Here is a 22,656-nt window from a genome sequence, read left to right on the forward strand (position 1 = left end):
CCGGCTTCCAGGAAAAGCTGCTAGCCATAACTTATAGAGAACCGTACCGCAAACCGACACAGGTGGACAGGTAGAGAATACTAAGGCGCTTGAGAGAACTCGGGTGAAGGAACTAGGCAAAATGGTACCGTAACTTCGGGAGAAGGTACGCCCTTTTTGGTGACACCCCTGCGGGTGGAGCTGAAGAGGGCCGCAGAGACCAGGTGGCTGCGACTGTTTATTAAAAACACAGCACTCTGCAAATTCGTAAGAAGACGTATAGGGTGTGACGCCTGCCCGGTGCCGGAAGGTTAATTGATGGGGTTATCTTCGGAGAAGCTCTTGATCGAAGCCCCGGTAAACGGCGGCCGTAACTATAACGGTCCTAAGGTAGCGAAATTCCTTGTCGGGTAAGTTCCGACCTGCACGAATGGCGTAACGATGGCCACACTGTCTCCACCCGAGACTCAGTGAAATTGAAATCGCTGTGAAGATGCAGTGTACCCGCGGCTAGACGGAAAGACCCCGTGAACCTTTACTATAGTTTTGCACTGGACTTTGATGATGACTGTGTAGGATAGGTGGGAGGCTAAGAAGTATCCACGCTAGTGGGTATGGAGCCAACCTTGAAATACCACCCTGTTGTTATTGAGGTTCTAACTTGGTCCCATTATCTGGGATAAGGACAGTGTATGATGGGTAGTTTGACTGGGGCGGTCTCCTCCCAAAGAGTAACGGAGGAGCACAAAGGTACCCTCGGTACGGTCGGACATCGTACCAAGAGTGTAAAGGCAAAAGGGTGCTTGACTGCGAGAGCGACGGCTCGAGCAGGAACGAAAGTTGGTCTTAGTGATCCGGTGGTTCTGAATGGAAGGGCCATCGCTCAACGGATAAAAGGTACTCCGGGGATAACAGGCTGATACCGCCCAAGAGTTCATATCGACGGCGGTGTTTGGCACCTCGATGTCGGCTCATCACATCCTGGGGCTGAAGCAGGTCCCAAGGGTATGGCTGTTCGCCATTTAAAGTGGTACGCGAGCTGGGTTTAGAACGTCGTGAGACAGTTCGGTCCCTATCTGCCGTGGGCGTAGGAAAATTGAGAGGAGCTGCTCCTAGTACGAGAGGACCGGAGTGGACGAACCTCTGGTGTACCGGTTGTCACGCCAGTGGCATTGCCGGGTAGCTAAGTTCGGACGGGATAACCGCTGAAAGCATCTAAGCGGGAAGCCTCCCTCAAGATGAGTTTTCCCTTGAAGCCCGTTGAAGACTACGACGTTGATAGGCAAGGTGTGGAAGCGTAGTAATGCGTGAAGCTAACTTGTACTAATTGGCTGATTGTCTTGACCATATAATCTGAGTTACTTCAGAGTGTACTTAATATAAGATATAATATGACTCTCTTTATTTACCTGAGTGACGCGCTCCAATGCGTGGTACTCAAAACAGTTTTCCTGGCGACCATAGCGGTTTGGAACCACCTGATTCCATCTCGAACTCAGAAGTGAAACGAACATGCGCCAATGATAGTGTGAGGTTTCCTCATGTGAAAGTAGGTCATCGCCAGGGCTTTTTTCTTAAAGCGGCTTCTTAGCCGCTTTTTTTTTGATACGTCAATAACGTATTTTCAAATCGCTTTAAGCTCTTACAGTTACTCTTAATTGATTTTTATTGAACTTTAGTTTAAGGTAAATTTATTTAAATCAGGTCGTGCCATGTTAGTCCAGCGCATTTTGGATTTTATTAGGAGTATTGAAGAGGCAGATGAGCCTATTTTATGTGATGTATCACTATGTGATCATCTGTCAGTATATTTTTCCAACAAATCATCAGACGATAATTTAAATAATGAAGACATTTACTTTCTACTTGATTGTTATAAAAAACGCTGGGATTTAATTATTGATAGTGACAATGATTATACACTTAATCCTTCTAGTGTGAACCAGCGTTGGATTGATTTGGCTCGAGAACTTGAGCCTATAGCTAAACGGAATTATTTAAAAATATTAATACCTACTGTAATTAATGAGATAGATTTAAATGACTTTTCACTACTGACTGAAACAGTGAACTTATTTAATTTTTATCTTGGTTATGGAGGTCATACTTTATATAGAAAATTAAGTTTTTGTAGGCATTTGGAGCGTTGGCAGTTTGCTTTATCAACATATAGAAATGCTACAGACCGAACGTTGAGTGTGGTTACAATAGAAGAGTTAGCTCGTTTAAGGTCATGTAAACAAACAACAAAAAAAGTGACAATTGATACTGAAGTTTTTGATAATTTTTGGGATTTAATGAGAAAAAAGGTCTTCATTCACTTGAGAGATAATGGACAAATTCCAATAGGATTATTACCGCATTTATTAGAGTTAGTTGAACGGTATTATTTTTTAAAATCGAATGGGCTCGATTTTTCTATATTTAAAAATGATGTTAAAAATTTTTTTCATCGTGTGTATGCTTATGAGTTAGCAGATGTGAATTCTTTCTATGGGGCAAAAATCGCATATAAGGAAGAAGAACAATATTTATTGGATGCATTTATCGATCTTCATACGGCGACTAATTTTTCTGAGATAGAGTTAACCATTCAAGCACTAAGTAAGTGGTTGTTTCATTTTGATCCAGAACTAAAGGCCTCAAGTAAAGAGTTGGAAAGTGTTTACGACGAATTATCGAGACATGAGATACAAACAGTTGTAACCAATAGCAGCCAATCCAGAGATTTAGAAAATTGTTGTAGTTTGTTAGTTTCTCTATTAACGACAAAATTTAAGATTTCTACCTCGTTCACAAAAAAATCTTACAGTTTATGGGATAAATCAAACGAGATACTTCCTGAATTAGGGGATATTTTTACTATTTTACTGCCTTTGGTTATTGAAAACCGACCTGATTCGTTAGCAGAAGCTTATAGAGATATTATTAAGGACATTATTGCTCCTGTAAGTGCCGATAAAAGTTGGTATACTTGGGCGACTCGCTCTGAAGAAACGATTAAATGGTTAGATCTTGTTAAGAACCATAGACTCAATGAAATTGGCGTTTATTGGTTTGAACCAGAATTATTATTTTCTGCATTACTTTTATTCAATACAAATCACCAATCTTTGAAAGCACGTATTAATCTCTTTTTAGATGATATCATTCAAACCTATGCTCAGGATCAAAATGATTTAATGAAGCAGTTTCGAATCAATATTTTATTTAATGAATTCCTCATGGGACTAAGTGATCATCATCAAGTTAATTTATTGAGATTAATAAAACTTTGTAACCTTAAGACTGCCAAATCCAATTTTCTCAATAACTGTGCTTCATATATTGAAAATCGCTTGTCCCAATTAAGTCAAATTCCAACAGAGACTCGAACAGTGCATTTTTTTTCTCAACTGTATCAGCTAGATAGTGCTAAATTATTTAAATTGCCAGAAGAAAAGAAAGATGTAAGCTCCATAATAACGGAATATAAAACTCAATTGCTCACTCTTAACCTTGAACCAAAAATATCAGAGAAAATAGGCAAATATTTGCTTAAAATTGGACAGCCTATTTTGACTGTAGAGCAAAAGGAAATGGCCAAAAGTGGCAATCGACCTATGGATTATATGGGTCAATATACTTAGAAGAACTTCGTTGCCTAAAGAATCAACTTAAAAGATCCTCTTTTTTCATAGAAGATTCAATTGTCTTGTTGCAGTATAACTAAAAGTAGGAAGATTTGAGCCAGGGTATTTAGGTCTTAATTTAAGTTTTGGTCGTAACTCAAGAATTGAAAGGTTTTAGCTAAGTACTCCTTCTTTTTTATGGACTCATTTAAATGAATAACAAACGGTCTTTTTCATCAGAATCCCGACCGAACTTCATTTTTAGACTCTATTTCATCAATCCCCTTTTCTTTTTCGCTATAGAGCTCCTTCTCACGGCGAACGTCTTGTATCTCACTTTTCAAATCCTTCGCTTCATCAAGTTGAATATTACTGTTCACTTTAAGAGGTGGGGGAGCTATACCCACATTTATTTTTGGATCAATTTGTGCCGATAGATTATTTTGACTAAGCCTGCTTAAAGTACTCTCTATCTGAATAAGTGCTTCGAATGATTTTGATCGGCCTATCGCATTATTTTCCCCGAATTGTTGTTGTAACTCTTTTTTGATCTCACGGGTTTTCTCTAAAGCACCACTAATATCGGAATTACTTAAGTGTAAAACAGTAGAATAAAGATTTTCAATATGTTCAATTTTATTCATTCCAACTGTATTTATTCTTTTCTGGTGTAAAACTCTATCCTTATAATTGTTAATAAAATCAAGTATATTTTTTGAAGCCTTAGTGACTGGATCGTTTGGGTCATTTTCAACAAGATAATCAATGCGCTTTCTGATTATATACTGTTCTAAATCACCTTTAAAAGGTGGCTCATGTTTATTTTCTCTTATCCATTCAACCTTCCCATGGATTGGTTGGAGATCTTGATTTTTTGATAATGCATCGAAGATCTCATTAATATCATATCCTGCAGCTGCCAATTCATTGATGTAAAGCTGTGTTTTCATGAGATTACTTATTTTTAAGGCATTGTCACGATTAGTGATTACAAATGATTGAATCCTGGAAAAGACCTCGTCAATTTGGCCATCAATTGTCTGCTTATTATCAAGTGGTGTATCCGAAATATTCTTAGCGATTGCTGCAAGAGAGTTACGGACGTGAATAATCCCTTTTTTATCACTATTATTTAACATGCTCGTGATTAATGCATTGAACTCTTTTTTCGCTCCTGTAATCCCTTCAGTAATTTTATCATCAGAAATATTTCCAACGACATTTAATGCTCCTGCTATTTCCGGAGAAAACACGAAGCCAGGATAATCACGCCATAATTTTGACGGATCTCCCTTTTTGATTCCTGCAATTTTCTCGCGATTTATAAAATCTTTGATTGGATTGTTAGCATTTAATACACCACCACCCAAAACGGCGGGTGCATGTAACAAATCATTAAAAGCATGTCCAAAATCAATTCTTGCAACAGTGTTTTCTCCATTACGAGTGATAACCATCATATTTCCCGGATTGACATCATGGTCACCTAAGATAGCCGATATACAAATCGCTAAAGCAAGACTTGATTTGAGTGGAGAGATTGATTCGGATTCCATTCCCACTGTTCCTTGTTGGATTTGGTTTCCACTTACAAATTTAGCATGTGATGCGATCCTGGCCCCCTGTTCCTCTGCGAACTGATCAAGGGTACGCACTCCTCCTACATCTCCTTCTAAATACTTAGAAGCAATTAATGCCTTTTGATTATATGAATCATATACGAGCGAAACCGCTGGTATTGCATCGGGAGCAATGTCTTTTAGCAGGGCTCTACCGACGAATGATGCAATAACTTCTCCAAAATTTTCCCTATCAGTTCTATGCGCTTTCACCTGTCTTACTAATGTATTGTCAAGTATGGACGGTTTTAATTGGTAATTTTTACCATCAACTCTTCCTTTTACCCGAACACTTCCTGTTACCCCGCCTGTACTTGTTGAGGAAGCTAAATTAAAACTAGTAATTTTTTTCATAATGTTACAAAAAAAAATGATGTTCTTTTAGTATAGACTTTAAAGTTAGCTCTATGGACAAACAAAGCATATTTTTCATGATTTTAGTAATAAGCGGAAGTGTGGTTGTAATGTAATGGGTTCCAATGTAATGAACTCTCATCTACTGAGTTGGCATTTATTGGTAACCAGCTTAGTATTCAACTTAAAAGAGCTCAAGTTTTGATGGGTTTGCTGAATTGTTCATTTTTTAGGATTACTTCACCAGGAAAATGATGTCATTTAAATGCCATAGGTCGTATTTTAATATTATCTGACTGAATCGTATTGAGCACAAAGCTTCATGAAGTTTTCATACCGGTTAGTAGATATTAAACCTTTAGTTACCGCATGAATGATGGCGCAATGAGGCGTGTCTTTATGAGTACAATTGCGAAATTTACATTGCGACAAATAAGGCCTGAATTCAACATACCCACGTGCAATTTCTGCTATGTCGATATGCCATAAGCTAAATTCTCTTACTCCTGGTGAATCAATCAGTGCTCCGCCGCTAGGTAAATGATAATAGCGAGAGTTGCTGGTAGTATGCTGACCTAATTCTGAAATTTCGGAAAGTTCTTTGGTGGCAATATTATGTTCATGAGGCAAAATACTGGCAATGAGCGACGATTTGCCTACACCCGACTGACCTACAAAAACACTAACTTGATGATTAAGTACTTGTTGTAATTGTTCTAATCCGGTTGTAGAGTGCTGATTCATTAACAAAATTGGATAATTTAAATTTTCATAATGTTTGAAGAGCTGCTCTTTTAGTGATTCACAGGGTAAATCAGTTTTATTTAATAAAATAACCGCGCGCAGTTGTAGTGTTTCTGCTATGACTAAATAACTATCGAGTAAAGGCCAAGATATTTCTGGTTTTGGAGCAATAACGATAACTAGTTGCGTAATATTAGCAGCGACAGGTTTTTTTATCTCAGAATTAGTTGGTTTTGCTAAAAGGCTATTGCGTGGATAAATGCTGACAACTACGCCTTGATTTTTACCTTCAATTTGCCAAATAACTCTATCTCCGGCAACTAAGGTTTCCAGATTTGGTCTGATGGAGCAACGTATGTGATTCCCTTGATTATCTTCTACTTCAACATGTTTACTAAACCGAGTAATCACTAAACCTTCTATAAGAGCATTATCATTTTGTTTATGCTGATGATAATCTCGTTGTATTTTTTCAATTCGTGTCGATTGTTGTTTACTAATACGTCTTTTACTCATAGTTCGGATCTATAATATAATATACTTCCTGATTTTGAAGATAAGATCAGGGCTAATGTAAGAACTCAACTATAACCGTTTGTACTAAATTAAACGTCGGTGTCTGAGCTGTTACGGCTAAATAAACATACAGTATGAAGGTAAATTTAATTTAATGAAAGTATACTTAGTTGGTGGTGCTGTTCGTGATCAATTATTGAATCTGCCTGTAAAAGAACGTGATTGGGTTGTAGTAGGGGCCAGTCCTGATGAGTTATTGCAAAAGAAATTCAGGCAAGTTGGACGTGATTTTCCTGTTTTTTTACATCCAGAAACAAATGAGGAATATGCTTTAGCACGTACAGAACGAAAATCAGCACCGGGTTATTATGGTTTTTCTTGTGATTTTAGTAAACAGGTTACTTTAGAAGAAGATTTAGCACGACGTGATTTAACGATTAATGCAATCGCTATGGATAAGCAAGGTCAACTCATTGATCCTTATAATGGACAACTGGATTTAAAAAGTAGGGTATTGCGTCACGTTTCCCCTGCTTTTGTTGAAGATCCTGTACGTGTATTACGCGTCGCTCGTTTTGCAGCACGCTTTCATTATTTAGGTTTTAAATTGGCTGACGAAACACGGTCTCTAATGTATACCATGGTTAAAAGAGGGGAATTAGCTCATTTGGTTGCAGAACGTGTTTGGCAAGAATGGCAACAAAGTCTAGAAGAAAAAAATCCAGAGCAATTTATTTGGACATTGAGATCATGTGGCGCATTGCCTGTTATTTTGCCTGAAATTGAAACGTTATTTGGGGTGCCTAACCCTTATCGTTATCACCATGAAGTGGATAGTGGCGTTCATAGTTTATTTGTTTTGCAAGCAGCAGTAGCTTTAACAAATGATCCCATTGTCCGTTTTGCAGCTTTGGTCCATGATTTAGGCAAAGCTTTATCACCGATGGACAATTGGCCTAGCCATCATGGCCATGAAGAACGAGGGGTAGCTATAATTCAGTCTTTATGTACTCGTTTGCGAATCCCAAATGATTATCGCAATTTAGCAGTTATGGTCTCGCGGTTTCATCTCAATATTCATCGTTTATTCGAATTGCAAGCAGTGACTATCGTGAAGGTTTTAGAGCAGAGTGATGCATTTCGTCGTTCATCGCTTTTTTATAATATGTTAATTGCGTGCCAAGCTGATGCAGAAGGCTGTGGCAAAATTGTCGATTATCGCCAAAGTAAATTATGGAGTTATTTGTTAATAGAGTGTGCTAAAGTAAATACTAAAGCAATAGTAGCAGAGGGTTATGAGGGAGAAACAATTAAACAAGTTCTTCATCAAAGGCGTGTAGCATGTGTTGAATTGATATTAAATTCTTGGAAAGCAAATGAAAAATAATCAAAACTTAATTTGGATAGATTTAGAAATGACAGGGCTTAACCCTGAGCAGGATAGAATTATTGAGTTGGCTACTGTTGTAACAGATCCTCATTTAAATATTATTGCTGAAGGACCTGTTTTTGCCATATCTCAGCCTAAAGTTTTGCTCGATGGCATGGACTCTTGGAATACAAAGCAGCATGGTCAATCAGGTTTAGTCAAGCGTGTTCTTGAAAGTGATATTAATGAGGCAAAAGCAGAAAAACTCACTATTGAATTTTTAAAACAGCATTTGGATAAAGGTAAATCACCTATGTGTGGTAACAGCATATGCCAAGACAGGCGATTTCTCTATAAATATATGCCTGATTTGGCCTCTTTTTTTCATTATCGGAATTTGGATGTCAGTACTCTTAAGGAGCTTGCGATACGTTGGCGGCCTGAATTATTAAATGGAGTTGTTAAAGAATCAAAACATCTCGCATTAGATGACATTAAAGATTCTATTGCAGAATTAGTTTATTATCGTAAACATTTTATAAATTTGCTGGATATAACAAAATGATACAAAGAGAGCGATTGGAATTACCGAAGAAAGCAGATAAATTATTGCTGCATTCATGTTGTGCGCCTTGTTCTGGTGAGGTAATGGAGGCATTAATTGCTTCAGAGATTGATTTTACTCTATTTTTTTATAACCCTAATATTCATCCTGTGCAAGAATACGAAATTAGAAAAAATGAAAATATTAATTTTGCAAAAAAACATAATATTCCTTTTATAGATGCAGATTATGACAAGGACAATTGGTTCGCTCGTGCTAAAGGCTTGGAATGGGAGCCTGAGCGAGGTAAGCGTTGTACTATGTGTTTCGATATGCGTTTTGAACGCACAGCCTTATATGCTTACGAACATGGTTTTCCTGTGATTAGCAGTTCTTTAGGAATTTCACGTTGGAAAGATATGAATCAAATTAATGACTGTGGCGTAAGAGCTGCCAGTAAATATCCTAATTTAGAGTATTGGACTTACAATTGGCGAAAAAACGGTGGTTCAGAGCGCATGTATGAAATTGCTAAGCGTGAAGAATTTTATAAACAAGAGTACTGTGGTTGTGTTTATTCTTTACGTGATACCAATGCATGGCGTAAACAAAAGGAACGGAACAGAATTAAAATTGGCGTTAATTATTATTCTGAAAGTTTAAATAATGAAGGTACATCATGAGCATACACTCCCATGGTGAATCGCATCACCACCATCATCATCACCATGGGAATGATAAAGATGTAGTAACCTATAATAAAGCTTTTATTATTTCCATCATTGCCAATGGTTTGTTTGTTGTGTTGCAAATTGCGTTTGCCTATTTAGCTAACTCAACCAGTTTGCTTGCAGATGCTTTTCATAATTTAGGTGATGTATTAGGTTTGATGTTAGCATGGATTGCCACTGTTCTGATGAAGCGTGCACCAACCATGAAAGCAACTTATGGTTTAAAAAAGACGTCGATACTTTCTGCTTTGGCAAACGGAATTTTGTTGGTTTTTACATGCGGCATTATCGCTACAGAAGCAGTATATAAGTTATTTTCTCCAACAGAAGTTCAAGCGGTATCGGTGATGATCGTTGCTGCTGTTGGTATTGTGATTAATGCGACTACTGCATTATTATTTATACGTGGTTCCTCAGATTTAAATATTAGAGGTGCTTATCTTCATTTGCTTTATGATGCTTTGGTTTCAGTAGGTGTTGTCGTTTCTGCTGCATTACTCTATTGGACTGATTGGCTTTGGATAGATCCTGTAGTTGGTTTACTCATCGCAATTGTTATACTTAAAGGAACTTGGTCTTTATTTACAAGTAGTTTCAGATTAATTATTGATGGTGTTCCAGAGCATATTTCTTGGACAGCGGTAAGTGAATTTTTGTTAAATAAGCCTGGGGTGAAGGACTTTCATGATCTACACATATGGGCGCTTAGCACCCAGGAAAATGCGATGTCTGTTCATTTATATGTGCCAGATGAACCGCTTCCAGATTCATTAAGAGCTGAGTGGGTTGAACAATTGCGTCACCAGTTTAATATTCAACATGTGACTATTCAGGTAGAGCGCACTGCAACAGACTGTAATGATGCATGCCATCATCCCGGTTTTTTATAATGTGATCATTATTGACTGGAACGATGTTTTCGAGGCTCTCATTGTGGCGATTGTGTTTGGATTAAATGTAGGATGGTTACCTAGCCAATTATATGATACCCACTATCTATATAAATAACATCACCAGTGATATTTTTCGCATAGTTACTAGCAAGAAAAGCTACCATTGCGCCGACATCATCGATATCGATCAGTGATTTAAGCGGTGATTTCTCTTTTGTATGCTGGATTAAATGATCAAACTTTTCAAGCCCTGAAGCTGCGCGTGTTTTGAGAGGTCCTGGAGAAAGTGCAATGACTCGAATTTGATCTGGGCCTAGTTCTACGGCCATGTAGCGTACAGAAGCTTCTAACGCCGCCTTAACTGGCCCCATGAGATTATAATTTTCAACTACTTTTTCAGCCCCATAGAATGACATGGCGAATAATGAGCCACCATTTTTCATGAGTGGTTTAGCGAGATTGGCCATGCGAATAAACGAGTGGCAAGAAATATCCATAGCCATGAGAAATCCTTCTTTAGAGCACTCATACACAGGTCTTTGCAAATCCTGTTTTGGTGCATAAGCAATTGAATGGATGACTATATCAATTTGTCCCCATTTTTTGTCGATTTCTAAAAATAAATTGTCTAAATCATGATCTTTGGTGACATCACATTCACAATAAATAGATGGTTTAAGATCGCTTACAATTTTATCTACGAATGGCTTAGCTTTTTCATTTAAATAAGTGATCGCGAGCTCAGCTCCGACCCTTTTCAATGCGCGCGCACAACCGAAAGCAATGGAGCTGTCATTGGCAATCCCAATGATTAAAGCTTTTTTTCCTGCAAGTAATGTACTATCCATTATTCATAATTCCTTAATCTTGTCTTAGTATAGAGTATTAAACAGAAATTACTGGGGATATTCTTAATTATTGTTCCTTCGTTACATGCTGCAATTTTGGTTCCAGGTTTGATGATTTAGCCTCGCTTCGTACTCAAAATGGTTTATTGCTTTCTCAGAGTGCCCATTTTGAGTATAAATGCCTCCGCAGTGCGAATGGTTCGAGATGGAGACTGGATCTAAAATAGATTCTTTATCATGTCTAACGGCTGTTTAAAAGAGAGGATAAGCCATCTTATTACCTAAATAATCAAACAATTTTGTTAGTGATCAACTCTATGCCCTTCTTATAACTGTTGCAAGCGAGTGCTTCTTCTCCTAGCTTTTCATGTAGTTTTCCTTTGGCTTCATAGGCCAAAGCAGTGGGCTCTATCTCATTGGATTTTTCAAGATAATATTTTGCTTTTCCCCAGAGTTGAAGCTTAATGCACAGTTGGCCTAAACATAGATAAAGAGCTGCTGAGTGGGTATTTTTTTTCAATAAGGACTCAGCAAAAGTCAGTTGATGATCATCCGCGGGTAACATCGCGTAAAGCTCGATCAGCTGTGAATTAAAGTCCTTACGTAGTGTGCGGCATAATAGGTTTTTTGCTGCGGTGAATTCATTATTTTTTAATAGAAAACGCGTATATTCTGCAATAATTTCGGGATTATTAACCAAAGTTTTAGGGATGATCTGAAAGAAAGAATTTACTGCATCGGATTGATTCTGTTTGGCAAGATCAATAAGTCTTTGCAAATAAGCATTATGTTGTATTAGCTCGAATTCTTGTTGATTAATGACTTTATATTTTTTTAAATCTGGCAAAAGAGCAATGAGCTGTGGCCAATCCTTTACCTCTTGATAGAGTCGCATCATCAGCATTAACACATAGGGATGGCGCGGTGCAATAGCATGCAAATGCTTTAATGTTGCCAAAGCTTGTTCCCACTGATGGTTCGATAATTGCAATTCTGCCTGAGTTAATTCAACTGCAATTTTTGCTTCGGGCATGGATTGTTGGGCTTCCCGTAAGTAATCATCACGTAATTGATTATCACCCATTTTTTGAGCTGCTCGTGCTGCAGTTAAATAATTAAGTAAAGGAGTATCTGAATTGGGTAAAGCTTGGATTAAATGATTTTTTGCTTTTAGCCAGTTGCCTTCGCTATACTCGATTAAACCTTTTCGGGTGATTGCTTGAGCTTTTCGAAAGCGTTTTTTTGCATGCCATCGAGTTAATGTACTCGGAGTATGAGTGATTTTCTGACATAGACGCAAACAAAGATAGAGGATCATAAATAAAAGAATAAGGGTAAAAATAGCCACCCAAACAGTAGTTTCTATGGTCCAATGATTCATTGCAATTAATACATAACCAGGATCTTTATTAAGTTGAATGCCTAAGATTACCGCAGCCAATAAGATTAAGAAGGCAAAAAGAACACGCATCATTGTTGATTTCCTCCTTGCTCATTATTTGTGGATTGATCTGATGTTCCCTTTTTACTCTCAATCAATTCATTGAGCATGGGAAGTGCTAGGCCCAATGGTGCTCTTTTTTGAGTAATACTGATTTGCTGTAACGCGGATAGTTTTTTGATTAGAGACGCCGTATTTTGTGTGTTTTCATTAAAATTTGTTTTAAGCGTATTAATTGCTTGTTTAAGAACCAGTTGATAAACAAAAGAATCATGATTAAGAACAGCCCATTGAGCTTCCTGGAGGTTGAGACGTAGATTTTCTTTAAGTGCCTCCTCTAGTAAAGGGGATAAAAGCGGTTTGATTTCTTGATCATGGCGACGTATTACTACCAGTTTGCCTAATATATTCATACTTTCTTGTAAATGCGTACTCCAAGTAGAGGAATTATTGGATGATGCTTTTGATTGTTCCACTGTGGATTTATTTTCATTTTCAGGCAAAGGAATACTGAGATTATTAATGCTGTTTTGTGCTGCATCTAATTGACTTAACAAGCCGGAAATATCTACAGGAGGTATCGCTTGGATCTGTGCTATGTCTTTTGCTATTGCTTGTCTTATCGCAAAGATTCTAGGTTCGTTAAATTGCTTTAATAGCTGATCTGCTTGCTCCAATAATGCTATTGTTGCATCAGAGCTATTACTCCAATGGGCATTAATTTGTGCTAATTCGAGATAATAGCGCGCCTTAAGAAAAAGCCAATCTTGATTTTGATAAAATCTTTGACTCATCGCACTCTGTAATTGTTTGCTTAGAGCATCAAACTTTGTTTGAAATTGGGTTTGAATTTCTTCAGTATTTTTCGTTTTTGCATTAGTTATTTCTTGAGTTTGATTTTGTTTTTGTTTCAATTCCTCTAATTCTTTAGAAAAATTAGTATTTGTATTGGTTAATTGAGCGTGTAATTGGTTATTTAAGAAAAGCGTATATGTAGCAATGGCTAAAGCCCCTAATGCAATGATGATCGCTACAGCCAGTATGATAAAATTGTTTTTAGAAGCCCAAGAATTATTGTGGTGAGACTTCGGCTCTTTATTTTGTTCTATGTTTGATGTTTTTTTTACTTTTTGCATCTGTTCTTCATTGCTACTGGCCATAGTTAATCCTTGTTTACGTAGTCAATCAGTGTATTTAGCACCTGACTAGGGTGACTTATAGTAATCTTATTTATTCCTAATGAAGAGGCAATTTGAGCGAGACGCTCACTAATAACTACCCATGTTTTATTTTTTAACCAATCGTGAGCCTCTTTATTAAATAGTTTAAAAAGGTTAAGCAGCGACTGTTCGCTTGTTAACAGTATAATGTCCACTAAGTCATCGCGCCATATCGATTGAACGAATAAAGGACTTAGTTTGGGCATAACTCTTTGATATACCTTTAGAATAACTAGATTTGCTCCTTTTTGCACCAGTTGCTCTTCAATGAGTGGTCTGCCTTCATTTCCTTTAAATAGTAGCACGTTTTGCTTTTCAAGGTGTTGTAACGTTTCTAATGATAATAGATGTTCGCTATTAGGGAATTCAGGGATAGCACTCACTTGGATGTTAAGTTTTTGCAGTGAGGCGGCAGTTCCTTGACCAATTGCAATTACTTGGATTGAAGTTGGCCAATTCATGTGCAGTTGATTTAATTGAGTAAAGCAATAATGGACCGCATTGGTACTAATAAAAATAGCATGATCTACGTTGTTTAAATCAGGTAATAAAGAAACCCAATTGCTGGGCGATGCGTGAATTTCTAGGGCAGGGAGCTCTATGGCTATACCTCCTAACGTACGAATGCTTTGCGTGAGCTTATGTGCTTGTCCTAGAGGTCGAGTATTTAAAATGCGTAGACCTTTTAGCGACTGATTCATTGTCTAACCGATGCTAGAAGATTGGCTGCGCCTTGCGCCATCAAGGATTGTGAACAAAGATCAGCCAAGTTTTGGGCTTGATCCAATGCTCCTGTTTGAGCATCTTCGATGATCTGGGAACCATCAAGGGTTAGAATTTTTGCTCTTAAGCAAAGTTGATTTTTTTCAAGAGGGGTGCAGAAGACTGCTAATGGAACATGGCAGTTTCCACCTAATTGTGCATTGACTTGTCGTTCTGTATGGACACAAAGCGATGAAATGGGATCATTTAATTCTGCAACAAGTGCTAGTGTTTCTTGATCATCAGTTCTGCATTCGATTGCTAAGGCTCCTTGTCCACATGCAGGCAACATAATTTCTGCGGATAATTGCTCTGTAATAACATGAGTGAAACCCATACGCTCAAGGCCAGCAGCCGCGAGGATGATCGCTTGATATTCTCCAGATCTCAGTTTTTCAAGTCGCGTATTGATATTGCCTCGCAAGGGCTTAATACATAAATCAGGTCTATGGGCTAATAGTTGGGATTGTCTTCTCAGGCTGGCAGTTCCAATGATGGCCTGCTGAGGTAATGTCTGTAGGCTGGTATAATGATGACTGACAAAGACATCAAAGGGGTTATCTCTTTTACAAATTGCAGCCAGACAAAGCCCCTGTGGAAATTCTGCAGGCATGTCTTTTGATGAATGTACGGCAAAATCTGCTCTCTTATCCAGTAATGCTTCTTCTAATTCTTTGACAAATAAGCCTTTTCCTCCAACAGCCAAAAGCTTATCTTTGAGAAACTTATCTCCAGATGTGGTCATAGGTAATAATTCAATATTGAGTTTTGGCCATTTGTTTAATAAAAGTTGCCGTACATAATTTGCTTGCCACAGAGCGAGTGGGCTTTGACGTGTTGCTATACGTATTATTCTTGAATTCATTTTAATACTGCATTCAGGAGGAATGCAGTATCATACTCTTTTCATGATAAGGATGCACGCACTCCAAGGGCTATAAAAATATAGGTCCAGCCGTTAATTATCATATCAATCGCAATAAACATTCCTATAACCCAGAGTCCACTTATTGGCCATTGAATGAGAATTAACAAGCCAAGAATAATGGCTGTAATCCCAGCGAACAACAACCAACCCCATCCTTGCGCGCTTTTTAATGAGAGCGCCAAAACGATTCGAGTGATGCCAATAACAATAAGGACTATGGCTAATAAAGCAGTAATGAGTGTGGAGGCTAAAAATGGATCATAAAAAACAATTACAGCGCCAATCAGATATAAAAATGCGATTATTGCTTGCCAGAAGATTCCCTGCCAGTCTTGATGTTTAAAAATATCTATAAAATGGGATAGTGCAGAAACAATTAGTAATGCAGCAAAAAAATACATACTAACAAGGGTTAATCCAATCACCATGCTTAACCCGATAAAACCTAGAAAAACAAGTAATATACCTAATCCCAAGAGCCAACCCCAGTTATGCCTAAGGGTGTTTGGCAAGCCCAAGCCATTGTTTGTCATATCCATTTTCCTTTTATGTCATCCATTAATAATACCAATAGAAATATAACCTGTTTTTCAAAGGGTTGTCGAATTTTTAAATTCTTTTAATTTCATTGTCTGGAAAAAAAAATCACTTCTCTGTATTATCATTGATTATTATCATGAGGGTGTAGGGGCATGAGGTTACAATTATTGATTTCATTGTATTGTTTTTCATTGATGTTGTATGCCAGTGATGAGACGCAACAGCAGGAAATTCAATTAAGAATTCAACCTGTAGGCCAAGTTTCTGTACAAAAAAAAACCAAAGCAGATAATAAAACTACGAGCGATGAAGAGCCTGGACAAGAAATCTATGAACGTTATTGCGTTGTTTGTCATAAGGATGGGCTGGCCGGAGCACCTAGATTTAGAAATGAACAAGATTGGAAGCTTAGATTGACAGGTAGAAAGTTAGATGATTTAGTTGCATCTTCACTCAAAGGTTTAAATGCTATGCCAGCAAAAGGAACATGTATTAAATGTAATGAAGATGATCTTAAAGCTGCCATATCCTATATGTTGCCAAAATCATGAGAAAAAATACTTATCGAAAATTTCAAACATTCAATGCTGTACTGACGGCATTTGTATTATTCGCATCTTTTTATTTTGAATATGTCGTTGGATTGATTCCTTGTCCATTATGTATGATGCAACGTATTTGTGTTTTTTTATTATTGGCTATTATTGGGGTAAGTTTTTACACCTTAAAAAGAGCTCATATTATTAGTGTGTTGCAAATCATCATTGCATGTGCCGGCTTATATTTTTCGTTACGCCAATTATGGTTGCAGTCTTTACCTGCTGGAAAAGCGCCGGCGTGTATGCCGGGTTTAGATGTTTTGATTCGTTATTTTCCTTGGCAGACAGTAGTAAAAACTCTATTTTTAGGAACAGGTGACTGTGCTGAGGTTAATTGGCAATTGTTGGGAATTTCAATGCCTGGATGGTGCGCGCTGTATTTTTTATTTATCGCATTGATGGGATGCTTTTTGTTTTGGCATACGCGAAAAAGTATTCTTCATAAAATTTATAACCTGTAAAAGTACTTCATTACAGGTAATCTTTTAGTGGCACTTGCAATGCGAACCTTAGCTGACCATTGAGTAATATCCCTACGGATTTATTACATCAGCGTGTTCGCGTTTTTACAGAGCAAGCACTAAATTGTTTTTGAAGTATTAAATTGCAGATTTTGACTTGTGCAATCTGTATGGTGTTCTTGTTGCCCAAGTAACGTGTGTGATAAATAAGGTATCACTTGATTTTTTTCAGAATGAGAAAAGCGGAACATTTGATTTTTAAAATGGGTAATACGAGCAGCAGATTCCTCAGACTGGGGAAAAGTTACTGTTTGCAATAACTCCAATAATATATGTCGCGGTTGGTGACAGACAATTAACATATCACAACCGGCTTTAAGTGCTTCCTCCGCTCGAGTCATTAAATTACCTATATCCGCACCAGTCATACTCAAGCAATCACTTAAAATCAAACCAGTAAATCCGAGCTCATGGCGTAAAATTTCTTGTAACCAAATTGTTGAAAAACCAGCTGGTTTATTTGCATCCACTGCCGTATAAGTCACATGAGCAGGCATGATCGCGCTTAAGCGGTCTTTTTTCATTAGATCAATAAATGGTTTTAAATCCCTAACTTTCAATTCATCCAAAGAAGTAATGGAAACTGGCATTGTGGTATGTGAGTCGGAACTAATTCTTCCATGTCCCGGAAAGTGCTTACCTACAGCAGGCATTCCTACAGTATTCATTCCCTCAATAAACGCATTTGCTAGGGCTGTAACTGCATCAGGATCGTGATGAAATGCGCGATCTAAGCGAGCAATAATAGGACTCATGTCATGTAAATCAAGAACAGGCGCCAGGCTTAAATCAACACCACAAGTTAATAAATCCTTGGCCATGATCTCTCCATATTGTTTTGCAAGTTTAATCCCTGCTTCTGGAGATAGGTCATATACATCACCATAGACACGAGCAGCGGGTAAAGAGCGAAAACCGTGGCGCAAAAATCGCTGGATAAATCCGCCTTCATGATCAGTAGCAATGAAAATATGTGGATTAAGGGTATGAATTTCCGAAGTGAGTTTTTTTAATTGTTCTGGATTAGTGAAGTTGCGGGTGAAAAGAATGACCGCTCCAACGTTAGAATGTTTTAAAATTTCTCGTTCAATATCAGAAAGCTCAGTGCCTTCAAGATCAATCATAAATAAATTAGAGTTTGAGCCGGGCATATTGGAATCCTTATTAGAATTTGGGTAACCTTCATCACTGTAGCTGGTACCTAAGCGGATTTTCCAAAGCTTTGAAATTGTGGCGAAGGGTTACGAATTTAGATGAATAAGGCCGTGCTTTCATCAATTTAGCGCATGATATCATAAATTGCATAATTTTTAATATGCTTCATGCTGGTAATCTAAGTTTGACTTAGATATCATCGCATATTTTGAGTTATTTTTATCAAATGAAAACTTTCTCCTGCCAAGTGTTACATAAACACTCAGCTACTCAGGCACGCGTGACACGTGTTATTACAGCTCATGGTGAATTTATTACTCCTGTTTTTATGCCGGTAGGTACTCGAGCAGGCGTAAATAATATGACCCCAATTGAATTGCATGAGGCGCATAGTCAAATCATTTTAGGAGGTAATACATATCATATGTTATGTGCTCCAGGAATGAAAATTATTGAGCAAGCAGGCGGAATGCATCCTTTTATGGGATGGCATGGTCCTATGTTAACCGATAGCGGTGGTTTTCAAGTTTTTAGTTTGTCCAAGAATAATGAAATTTGCACTATTGATGAAGAGGGGGCTCATTTTAGAGTGCCTGGGAGCCAGAGTTTGATTCACATGACTCCAGAAATGTCCTTAGAAACCCAAAAAATCATTGGTGCTGATATAATTATGGCATTTGATCAATGCACTCCAGATAATTGTAGCAGGGATGAAGTAAGTCATATCATGGCCCGTACGCACCGCTGGTTAAAGCAATCAATGAATTATCATCGTCAATACCCCAATTCACGATATGGATATGAGCAGGCGCTTTTTGGCATTATTCAAGGTGGAACTTTTAAAGATCTGCGCCGTGAGAGTGCGGATTTTGTAGCATCAATGAATCCGGAGGGTATTGCTATAGGTGGCGAAACCATAGGGTTTAATATGGCAACTACAGTTGAGGTTATTCGCTGGGTTCGTGATTATTTACCGGAAAATAAGCCGCGTTATACCATGGGCGTAGGAATGTCGCCCCAGGACCTTTTAGAGGTGGTCGCAGAAGGAATCGACATGTTTGATTGTGTTGCGCCCACTCGTAATGCGCGTCATGGCTCTTTGTATTGTGGTGAGCTTGTTCGTGAAGGCAACTGGATGCGTTTTATCAGTGAGTATGAAAACGAGCGAATTCAAATAAAAAAATCATGTTTTGCTGATGATATGTCACCAATCATGGCACAATGCACCTGTTATACATGTCGCCACTACTCTCGTTCTTATTTGCATCAGCTCTCCAAGCAAAAAACGAATTTATTTACGGCATTAGCGAGTATTCATAATGTTCATGTCATGCATGATGTTTGTGATAAAATGCGAGAGTTGATAATTAATGAGAGTGCGGCATAAACATACCTTTTATGTCGCAGGTCAATGTTATTGCAAGCATCTGAGATAACATTTGGGTTTGATATAAAAAGTACTGCAAATTTTTATATCTTTAAACAGGCGCTATTTTGCATTAACTTAAAAATGATAGGAGCAATAATGATTGTAATTAGTACATCTAAAGGTGATATACATATACAGTTAGATACAGAGAATACCCCAGCAACAGCAGAAAATTTCCTTAATTATGTGCGCAGTGGTTTTTATAATAATACAATTTTTCATCGTGTTATTGCTGGTTTTATGATTCAGGGTGGTGGGCTTGATTCAGATATGAAACAAAAGACGACTCATGAGCCTATCAAAAATGAAGCAAAGAACGCAAAACCAAATAAGCGAGGTTCTGTCGCGATGGCTCGAACCATGGACCCCCATTCTGCAACCGCTCAATTTTTTATTAATGTTGTTGATAATCCATTTTTAAATTACAGTGGCGATCATATGCAAGGATATGGTTATTGTGTTTTTGGCGAAGTTGTTGAAGGTATGGATATTGTGGACGCTATTGCTAAGGTAAAGACAGGACAACATATGGGGCATGCAGATGTGCCTGTAGAGGAAATAAGTATTGTCGAAGTGAAAGAGATATAAGTAACGTGAGTTCGACATATAAGGTATGAAAATGCCTTATATGTTACTCCGGAAACATACTATCACATTAAGACTTTTGCTTACGTTTTTTGATACTTTCTGAATAATCGAAAATGGGTATTTCAATATGAAAGAAAATCGCTAATAGACGAGCGGTAAAAATGCTGGCAATTGTAATAATTACATTAATATTTTCTGGGATATGAAAATATCCTAGAGTGATAAAAAGTAATGCACCCGCAAGTGCAATCACTGCATAAAGTTCTTTTCTTAATACCAAAGGAATATCATTACATAGAATATCGCGCAGCATCCCTCCACAAATACCAGTTATCATGCCGCTAATAATGGCAATACTAGGTGATAACCCATGATGCAGTGCTTTTTGAGTGCCAATAATGACAAAAGTAGATAAACCTAATGCATCAAGTATTAAAAAGATCTTAATAATCCGTATCAGAGAATGGGCAATAAATATAGTTAGAAAAGCACATAACGATGTATACAAAAGATATTCAGGATGAATAACCCAAGTTAAGGGATAAGTATTAAACAGGGTATCTCTTACCGTTCCGCCACCTAATGCAGCAATACTCGCAATAAGCATAACACCAAAAAAGTCCATTTTTTTGCGTCCAGCAGCCAATGCGCCTGTAATCGCTTCAACGCAAATACCTATAATAAATAAATAATGAAGTAACATTTGGATTTAGTGTGTTTTTAAAATGCAATTATAGCACTATTAAGTCAAATGGAGAAATATTAGAGTTAGGGCGTAATAATATAAAAACATAGTGGGTCTGAGTCATTACGGACTCTTTAATGATGATTTTTATTAATTTTTATGCTCCATTCTGATGACTAAAATGTTTTGCTGAGGCTAATGCTAAATCAATAATTTTTTTAGATTGTTCTTCACTTGCCTTAATTTGGCTGACATCAGTAATTAGTTCCAGTAAAAAACTAGATATTTCTGGTTCTGATAAGGAGCCGCTATAAAGGCACGATGCTTTTGCGAAGATATAATGTAGCAAGTTTTTGCTAATAGAAATTTTATCTTGTGAGACACCTTGCTCATGGAGGGAATCGCCAAATAATAACCAACCAGGAGATACTTGGAGTTTTGTTGCAATATCTACTAGTTTAACCGGTTCAGGAATGGCTTCGCCACGAAGATACTTACGGCATATTTGTAATGAATAACCGGTAATTTCAGAAAGTTTATGGATACATACCCCAGAGGTAGAGCGTTGGGAATTATACCCTGCAGCAACCATGGCATCACGTAAACGATCAGCGAATTGTTTCGCTAGGTTGGTTTTTTCCATAGTGGAGATGTGTTAGAAGTTTGGATTAGTATTAGTATAACAAAATGAAATTTATCCGCAAATAAAAATAACAATAGGAAACTTTAAGTTTCCTTTAGAAATTTAAAGTTGACAAACAAAACTAAATAATTATAATGTGTACCTGAAACCAATAAAAAGGTTTCCACATTGTCCAAAGAAAATATGTGATACATGATGGAACAAGTGTCACATATAGAGTCCAAGTAAAGAGAAAGTGGTGTCACATAGCACTTAACTTCGCAATAAGGCCTGAGTGGTTCCCCTTCCACTCAGGCCTTTCTTTTAAAGAGAAAGGAATCAGATTTTGGGTAGTAAATTTAAAATAGAATGAATTTTTTGTTATATATCTTTTAATAAATTCACCAGTAAATTAATCGAGTTAGCAAGATTTATCTGCTCATTTTCATCCAAAGCCTGCAGGTTTTCATTTAATCTATTATGGAGCAGGTATGGGGCAGCGCTTACAAATTCTCTTCCTTTTTCGGTTATATCGATATAAATGATGCGGCGATCTTTAATATCGCGTGTGCGAAGAACAAATTCTTTTTCTTCCAATCGATCGATTACCCCTACTAAAGTACTCATTGATAAATATACTCTTTTAGAAAGAGTAGAGATTGTCATAATCCCATTTTCATAAATTTCATACAGGCATACGATTTGTGGTACGGTTAAACCATAACATTTATTTAACCTTCTGGAATGAAAATCCATTTGTTGCATGATATTGCGTAAAGCAAGAATGATACTCTTAGAGCGCTGCTCAGATTGCATTTCGCTCGGTTTTTTTTTCTCATTATGGTTTTTTAAAATATTATTCATGGATGGTCTTTCAAAGATTGAAGGTTGAAAAAAAGTATATTAACCGTTAGTATCCTTAAATAATTTGTATACGAATTATATCAATAGATATGAA

21 protein-coding genes and 2 rRNA genes (1 of these 23 cut by a window edge) are annotated in these 22,656 nt (G+C 37.3%); 11 read left to right on the forward strand and 12 right to left on the reverse strand.

The genetic code is table 11. The annotated features are described in order from the left end of the window. The 3 genes from Lsan_RS02225 to Lsan_RS02235 all read left to right on the forward strand — a co-directional run. Nucleotides 1-1,327 (forward strand): 23S ribosomal RNA (locus Lsan_RS02225); it begins 1,569 nt to the left of the window's first position. A gap of 102 nt (nucleotides 1,328-1,429) precedes the next feature. Continuing rightward, nucleotides 1,430-1,545, forward strand: a 5S ribosomal RNA gene (gene rrf / locus Lsan_RS02230). Between the two features lie 146 nt (nucleotides 1,546-1,691). After that, nucleotides 1,692-3,608: a hypothetical protein gene (locus tag Lsan_RS02235; protein WP_058512913.1), complete on the forward strand. Its 1,917-nt coding sequence runs from the start codon at nucleotides 1,692-1,694 to the stop codon at nucleotides 3,606-3,608. A gap of 218 nt (nucleotides 3,609-3,826) precedes the next feature. On the opposite strand, the gene Lsan_RS02240 is transcribed toward Lsan_RS02235, so the two are convergent. Both Lsan_RS02240 and rsgA read right to left on the reverse strand, forming a co-directional pair. After that, on the reverse strand, nucleotides 3,827-5,563 hold the full coding sequence (locus tag Lsan_RS02240) for a hypothetical protein (RefSeq protein WP_058512914.1): 1,737 nt from the start codon (nucleotides 5,561-5,563) through the stop codon (nucleotides 3,827-3,829). A gap of 288 nt (nucleotides 5,564-5,851) precedes the next feature. Then, entirely contained in the window at nucleotides 5,852-6,823 is a 972-nt protein-coding gene (gene rsgA, locus Lsan_RS02245; RefSeq protein WP_058512915.1) for a small ribosomal subunit biogenesis GTPase RsgA, read from the reverse strand. Between the two features lie 154 nt (nucleotides 6,824-6,977). Between rsgA and Lsan_RS02250 the strand changes: the two genes are divergently transcribed. The 4 genes from Lsan_RS02250 to Lsan_RS02265 are packed head-to-tail and all read left to right on the forward strand — an operon-like array spanning nucleotide 6,978 to nucleotide 10,357. Then, on the forward strand, nucleotides 6,978-8,210 hold the full coding sequence (locus Lsan_RS02250; RefSeq protein ID WP_058512916.1) for a multifunctional CCA addition/repair protein: 1,233 nt from the start codon (nucleotides 6,978-6,980) through the stop codon (nucleotides 8,208-8,210). Continuing rightward, nucleotides 8,200-8,757, forward strand: a complete 558-nt coding sequence (gene orn, locus Lsan_RS02255) for an oligoribonuclease (protein WP_058512917.1) — start codon at nucleotides 8,200-8,202, stop codon at nucleotides 8,755-8,757. The genes Lsan_RS02250 and orn overlap by 11 nt, the downstream gene beginning before the upstream one ends. Next, entirely contained in the window at nucleotides 8,754-9,419 is a 666-nt protein-coding gene (locus Lsan_RS02260) for an epoxyqueuosine reductase QueH (RefSeq protein WP_058512918.1), read from the forward strand. Before orn ends, Lsan_RS02260 begins: the two co-directional genes overlap by 4 nt. After that, entirely contained in the window at nucleotides 9,416-10,357 is a 942-nt protein-coding gene (locus tag Lsan_RS02265) for a cation diffusion facilitator family transporter (RefSeq protein ID WP_058512919.1), read from the forward strand. Before Lsan_RS02260 ends, Lsan_RS02265 begins: the two co-directional genes overlap by 4 nt. An 80-nt stretch (nucleotides 10,358-10,437) precedes the next feature. Here Lsan_RS02265 and fabI read toward each other — a convergent pair whose 3' ends face one another. The 6 genes from fabI to Lsan_RS02295 all read right to left on the reverse strand — a co-directional run bounded on the left by fabI (nucleotide 10,438) and on the right by Lsan_RS02295 (nucleotide 16,092). Beyond that, entirely contained in the window at nucleotides 10,438-11,208 is a 771-nt protein-coding gene (fabI, locus tag Lsan_RS02270; RefSeq protein WP_058512920.1) for an enoyl-ACP reductase FabI, read from the reverse strand. A gap of 289 nt (nucleotides 11,209-11,497) precedes the next feature. Then, on the reverse strand, nucleotides 11,498-12,682 hold the full coding sequence (locus Lsan_RS02275) for a heme biosynthesis HemY N-terminal domain-containing protein (RefSeq protein ID WP_058512921.1): 1,185 nt from the start codon (nucleotides 12,680-12,682) through the stop codon (nucleotides 11,498-11,500). Continuing rightward, complete coding sequence (locus tag Lsan_RS02280) at nucleotides 12,679-13,809, reverse strand: uroporphyrinogen-III C-methyltransferase (protein WP_058512922.1); 1,131 nt, start codon at nucleotides 13,807-13,809, stop codon at nucleotides 12,679-12,681. The genes Lsan_RS02275 and Lsan_RS02280 overlap by 4 nt, the downstream gene beginning before the upstream one ends. 2 nt (nucleotides 13,810-13,811) lie before the next feature. Then, nucleotides 13,812-14,570, reverse strand: coding sequence for a uroporphyrinogen-III synthase (locus tag Lsan_RS02285; protein WP_058512923.1), 759 nt, complete (start codon nucleotides 14,568-14,570; stop codon nucleotides 13,812-13,814). Further along, nucleotides 14,567-15,496, reverse strand: a complete 930-nt coding sequence (gene hemC / locus Lsan_RS02290; protein ID WP_058512924.1) for a hydroxymethylbilane synthase — start codon at nucleotides 15,494-15,496, stop codon at nucleotides 14,567-14,569. The genes Lsan_RS02285 and hemC overlap by 4 nt, the downstream gene beginning before the upstream one ends. Before the next feature lie 41 nt (nucleotides 15,497-15,537). Continuing rightward, nucleotides 15,538-16,092 carry an HdeD family acid-resistance protein gene (locus Lsan_RS02295; protein ID WP_133134219.1) on the reverse strand — a complete coding sequence of 185 codons (555 nt, stop codon included), beginning with the start codon at nucleotides 16,090-16,092 and terminating at the stop codon, nucleotides 15,538-15,540. 159 nt (nucleotides 16,093-16,251) lie between these two features. On the opposite strand from Lsan_RS02295, the gene Lsan_RS02300 reads away from it, so the two are divergent. Then, nucleotides 16,252-16,650 carry a c-type cytochrome gene (locus Lsan_RS02300; RefSeq protein ID WP_058512926.1) on the forward strand — a complete coding sequence of 133 codons (399 nt, stop codon included), beginning with the start codon at nucleotides 16,252-16,254 and terminating at the stop codon, nucleotides 16,648-16,650. Beyond that, entirely contained in the window at nucleotides 16,647-17,159 is a 513-nt protein-coding gene (locus Lsan_RS02305) for a disulfide bond formation protein B (RefSeq protein WP_058512927.1), read from the forward strand. Before Lsan_RS02300 ends, Lsan_RS02305 begins: the two co-directional genes overlap by 4 nt. A 119-nt stretch (nucleotides 17,160-17,278) precedes the next feature. Here Lsan_RS02305 and nagZ read toward each other — a convergent pair whose 3' ends face one another. Further along, entirely contained in the window at nucleotides 17,279-18,370 is a 1,092-nt protein-coding gene (gene nagZ / locus Lsan_RS02310; RefSeq protein ID WP_058512928.1) for a beta-N-acetylhexosaminidase, read from the reverse strand. A 230-nt stretch (nucleotides 18,371-18,600) separates the two neighbouring features. On the opposite strand from nagZ, the gene tgt reads away from it, so the two are divergent. Both tgt and Lsan_RS02320 read left to right on the forward strand, forming a co-directional pair. Then, on the forward strand, nucleotides 18,601-19,761 hold the full coding sequence (gene tgt / locus Lsan_RS02315) for a tRNA guanosine(34) transglycosylase Tgt (protein WP_058512929.1): 1,161 nt from the start codon (nucleotides 18,601-18,603) through the stop codon (nucleotides 19,759-19,761). A 138-nt stretch (nucleotides 19,762-19,899) separates the two neighbouring features. Beyond that, on the forward strand, nucleotides 19,900-20,391 hold the full coding sequence (locus tag Lsan_RS02320; RefSeq protein WP_058513066.1) for a peptidylprolyl isomerase: 492 nt from the start codon (nucleotides 19,900-19,902) through the stop codon (nucleotides 20,389-20,391). 67 nt (nucleotides 20,392-20,458) lie between these two features. Here Lsan_RS02320 and Lsan_RS02325 read toward each other — a convergent pair whose 3' ends face one another. The 3 genes from Lsan_RS02325 to Lsan_RS02335 all read right to left on the reverse strand — a co-directional run bounded on the left by Lsan_RS02325 (nucleotide 20,459) and on the right by Lsan_RS02335 (nucleotide 22,562). Beyond that, nucleotides 20,459-21,094, reverse strand: coding sequence for a trimeric intracellular cation channel family protein (locus Lsan_RS02325; RefSeq protein WP_058512930.1), 636 nt, complete (start codon nucleotides 21,092-21,094; stop codon nucleotides 20,459-20,461). Between the two features lie 139 nt (nucleotides 21,095-21,233). After that, nucleotides 21,234-21,719 (reverse strand): helix-turn-helix domain-containing protein, encoded by a 486-nt coding sequence (locus Lsan_RS02330; protein ID WP_058512931.1) that lies wholly within the window; start codon nucleotides 21,717-21,719, stop codon nucleotides 21,234-21,236. 360 nt (nucleotides 21,720-22,079) lie between these two features. Continuing rightward, a complete protein-coding gene (locus Lsan_RS02335; RefSeq protein ID WP_058512932.1) occupies nucleotides 22,080-22,562 on the reverse strand; it encodes a MarR family winged helix-turn-helix transcriptional regulator in 483 nt (160 codons plus the stop codon). Nucleotides 22,563-22,656: the final 94 nt, after the last annotated feature.

This window comes from Legionella santicrucis (assembly GCF_001468135.1).
In the GTDB taxonomy this organism is placed as follows: domain Bacteria; phylum Pseudomonadota; class Gammaproteobacteria; order Legionellales; family Legionellaceae; genus Legionella; species Legionella santicrucis.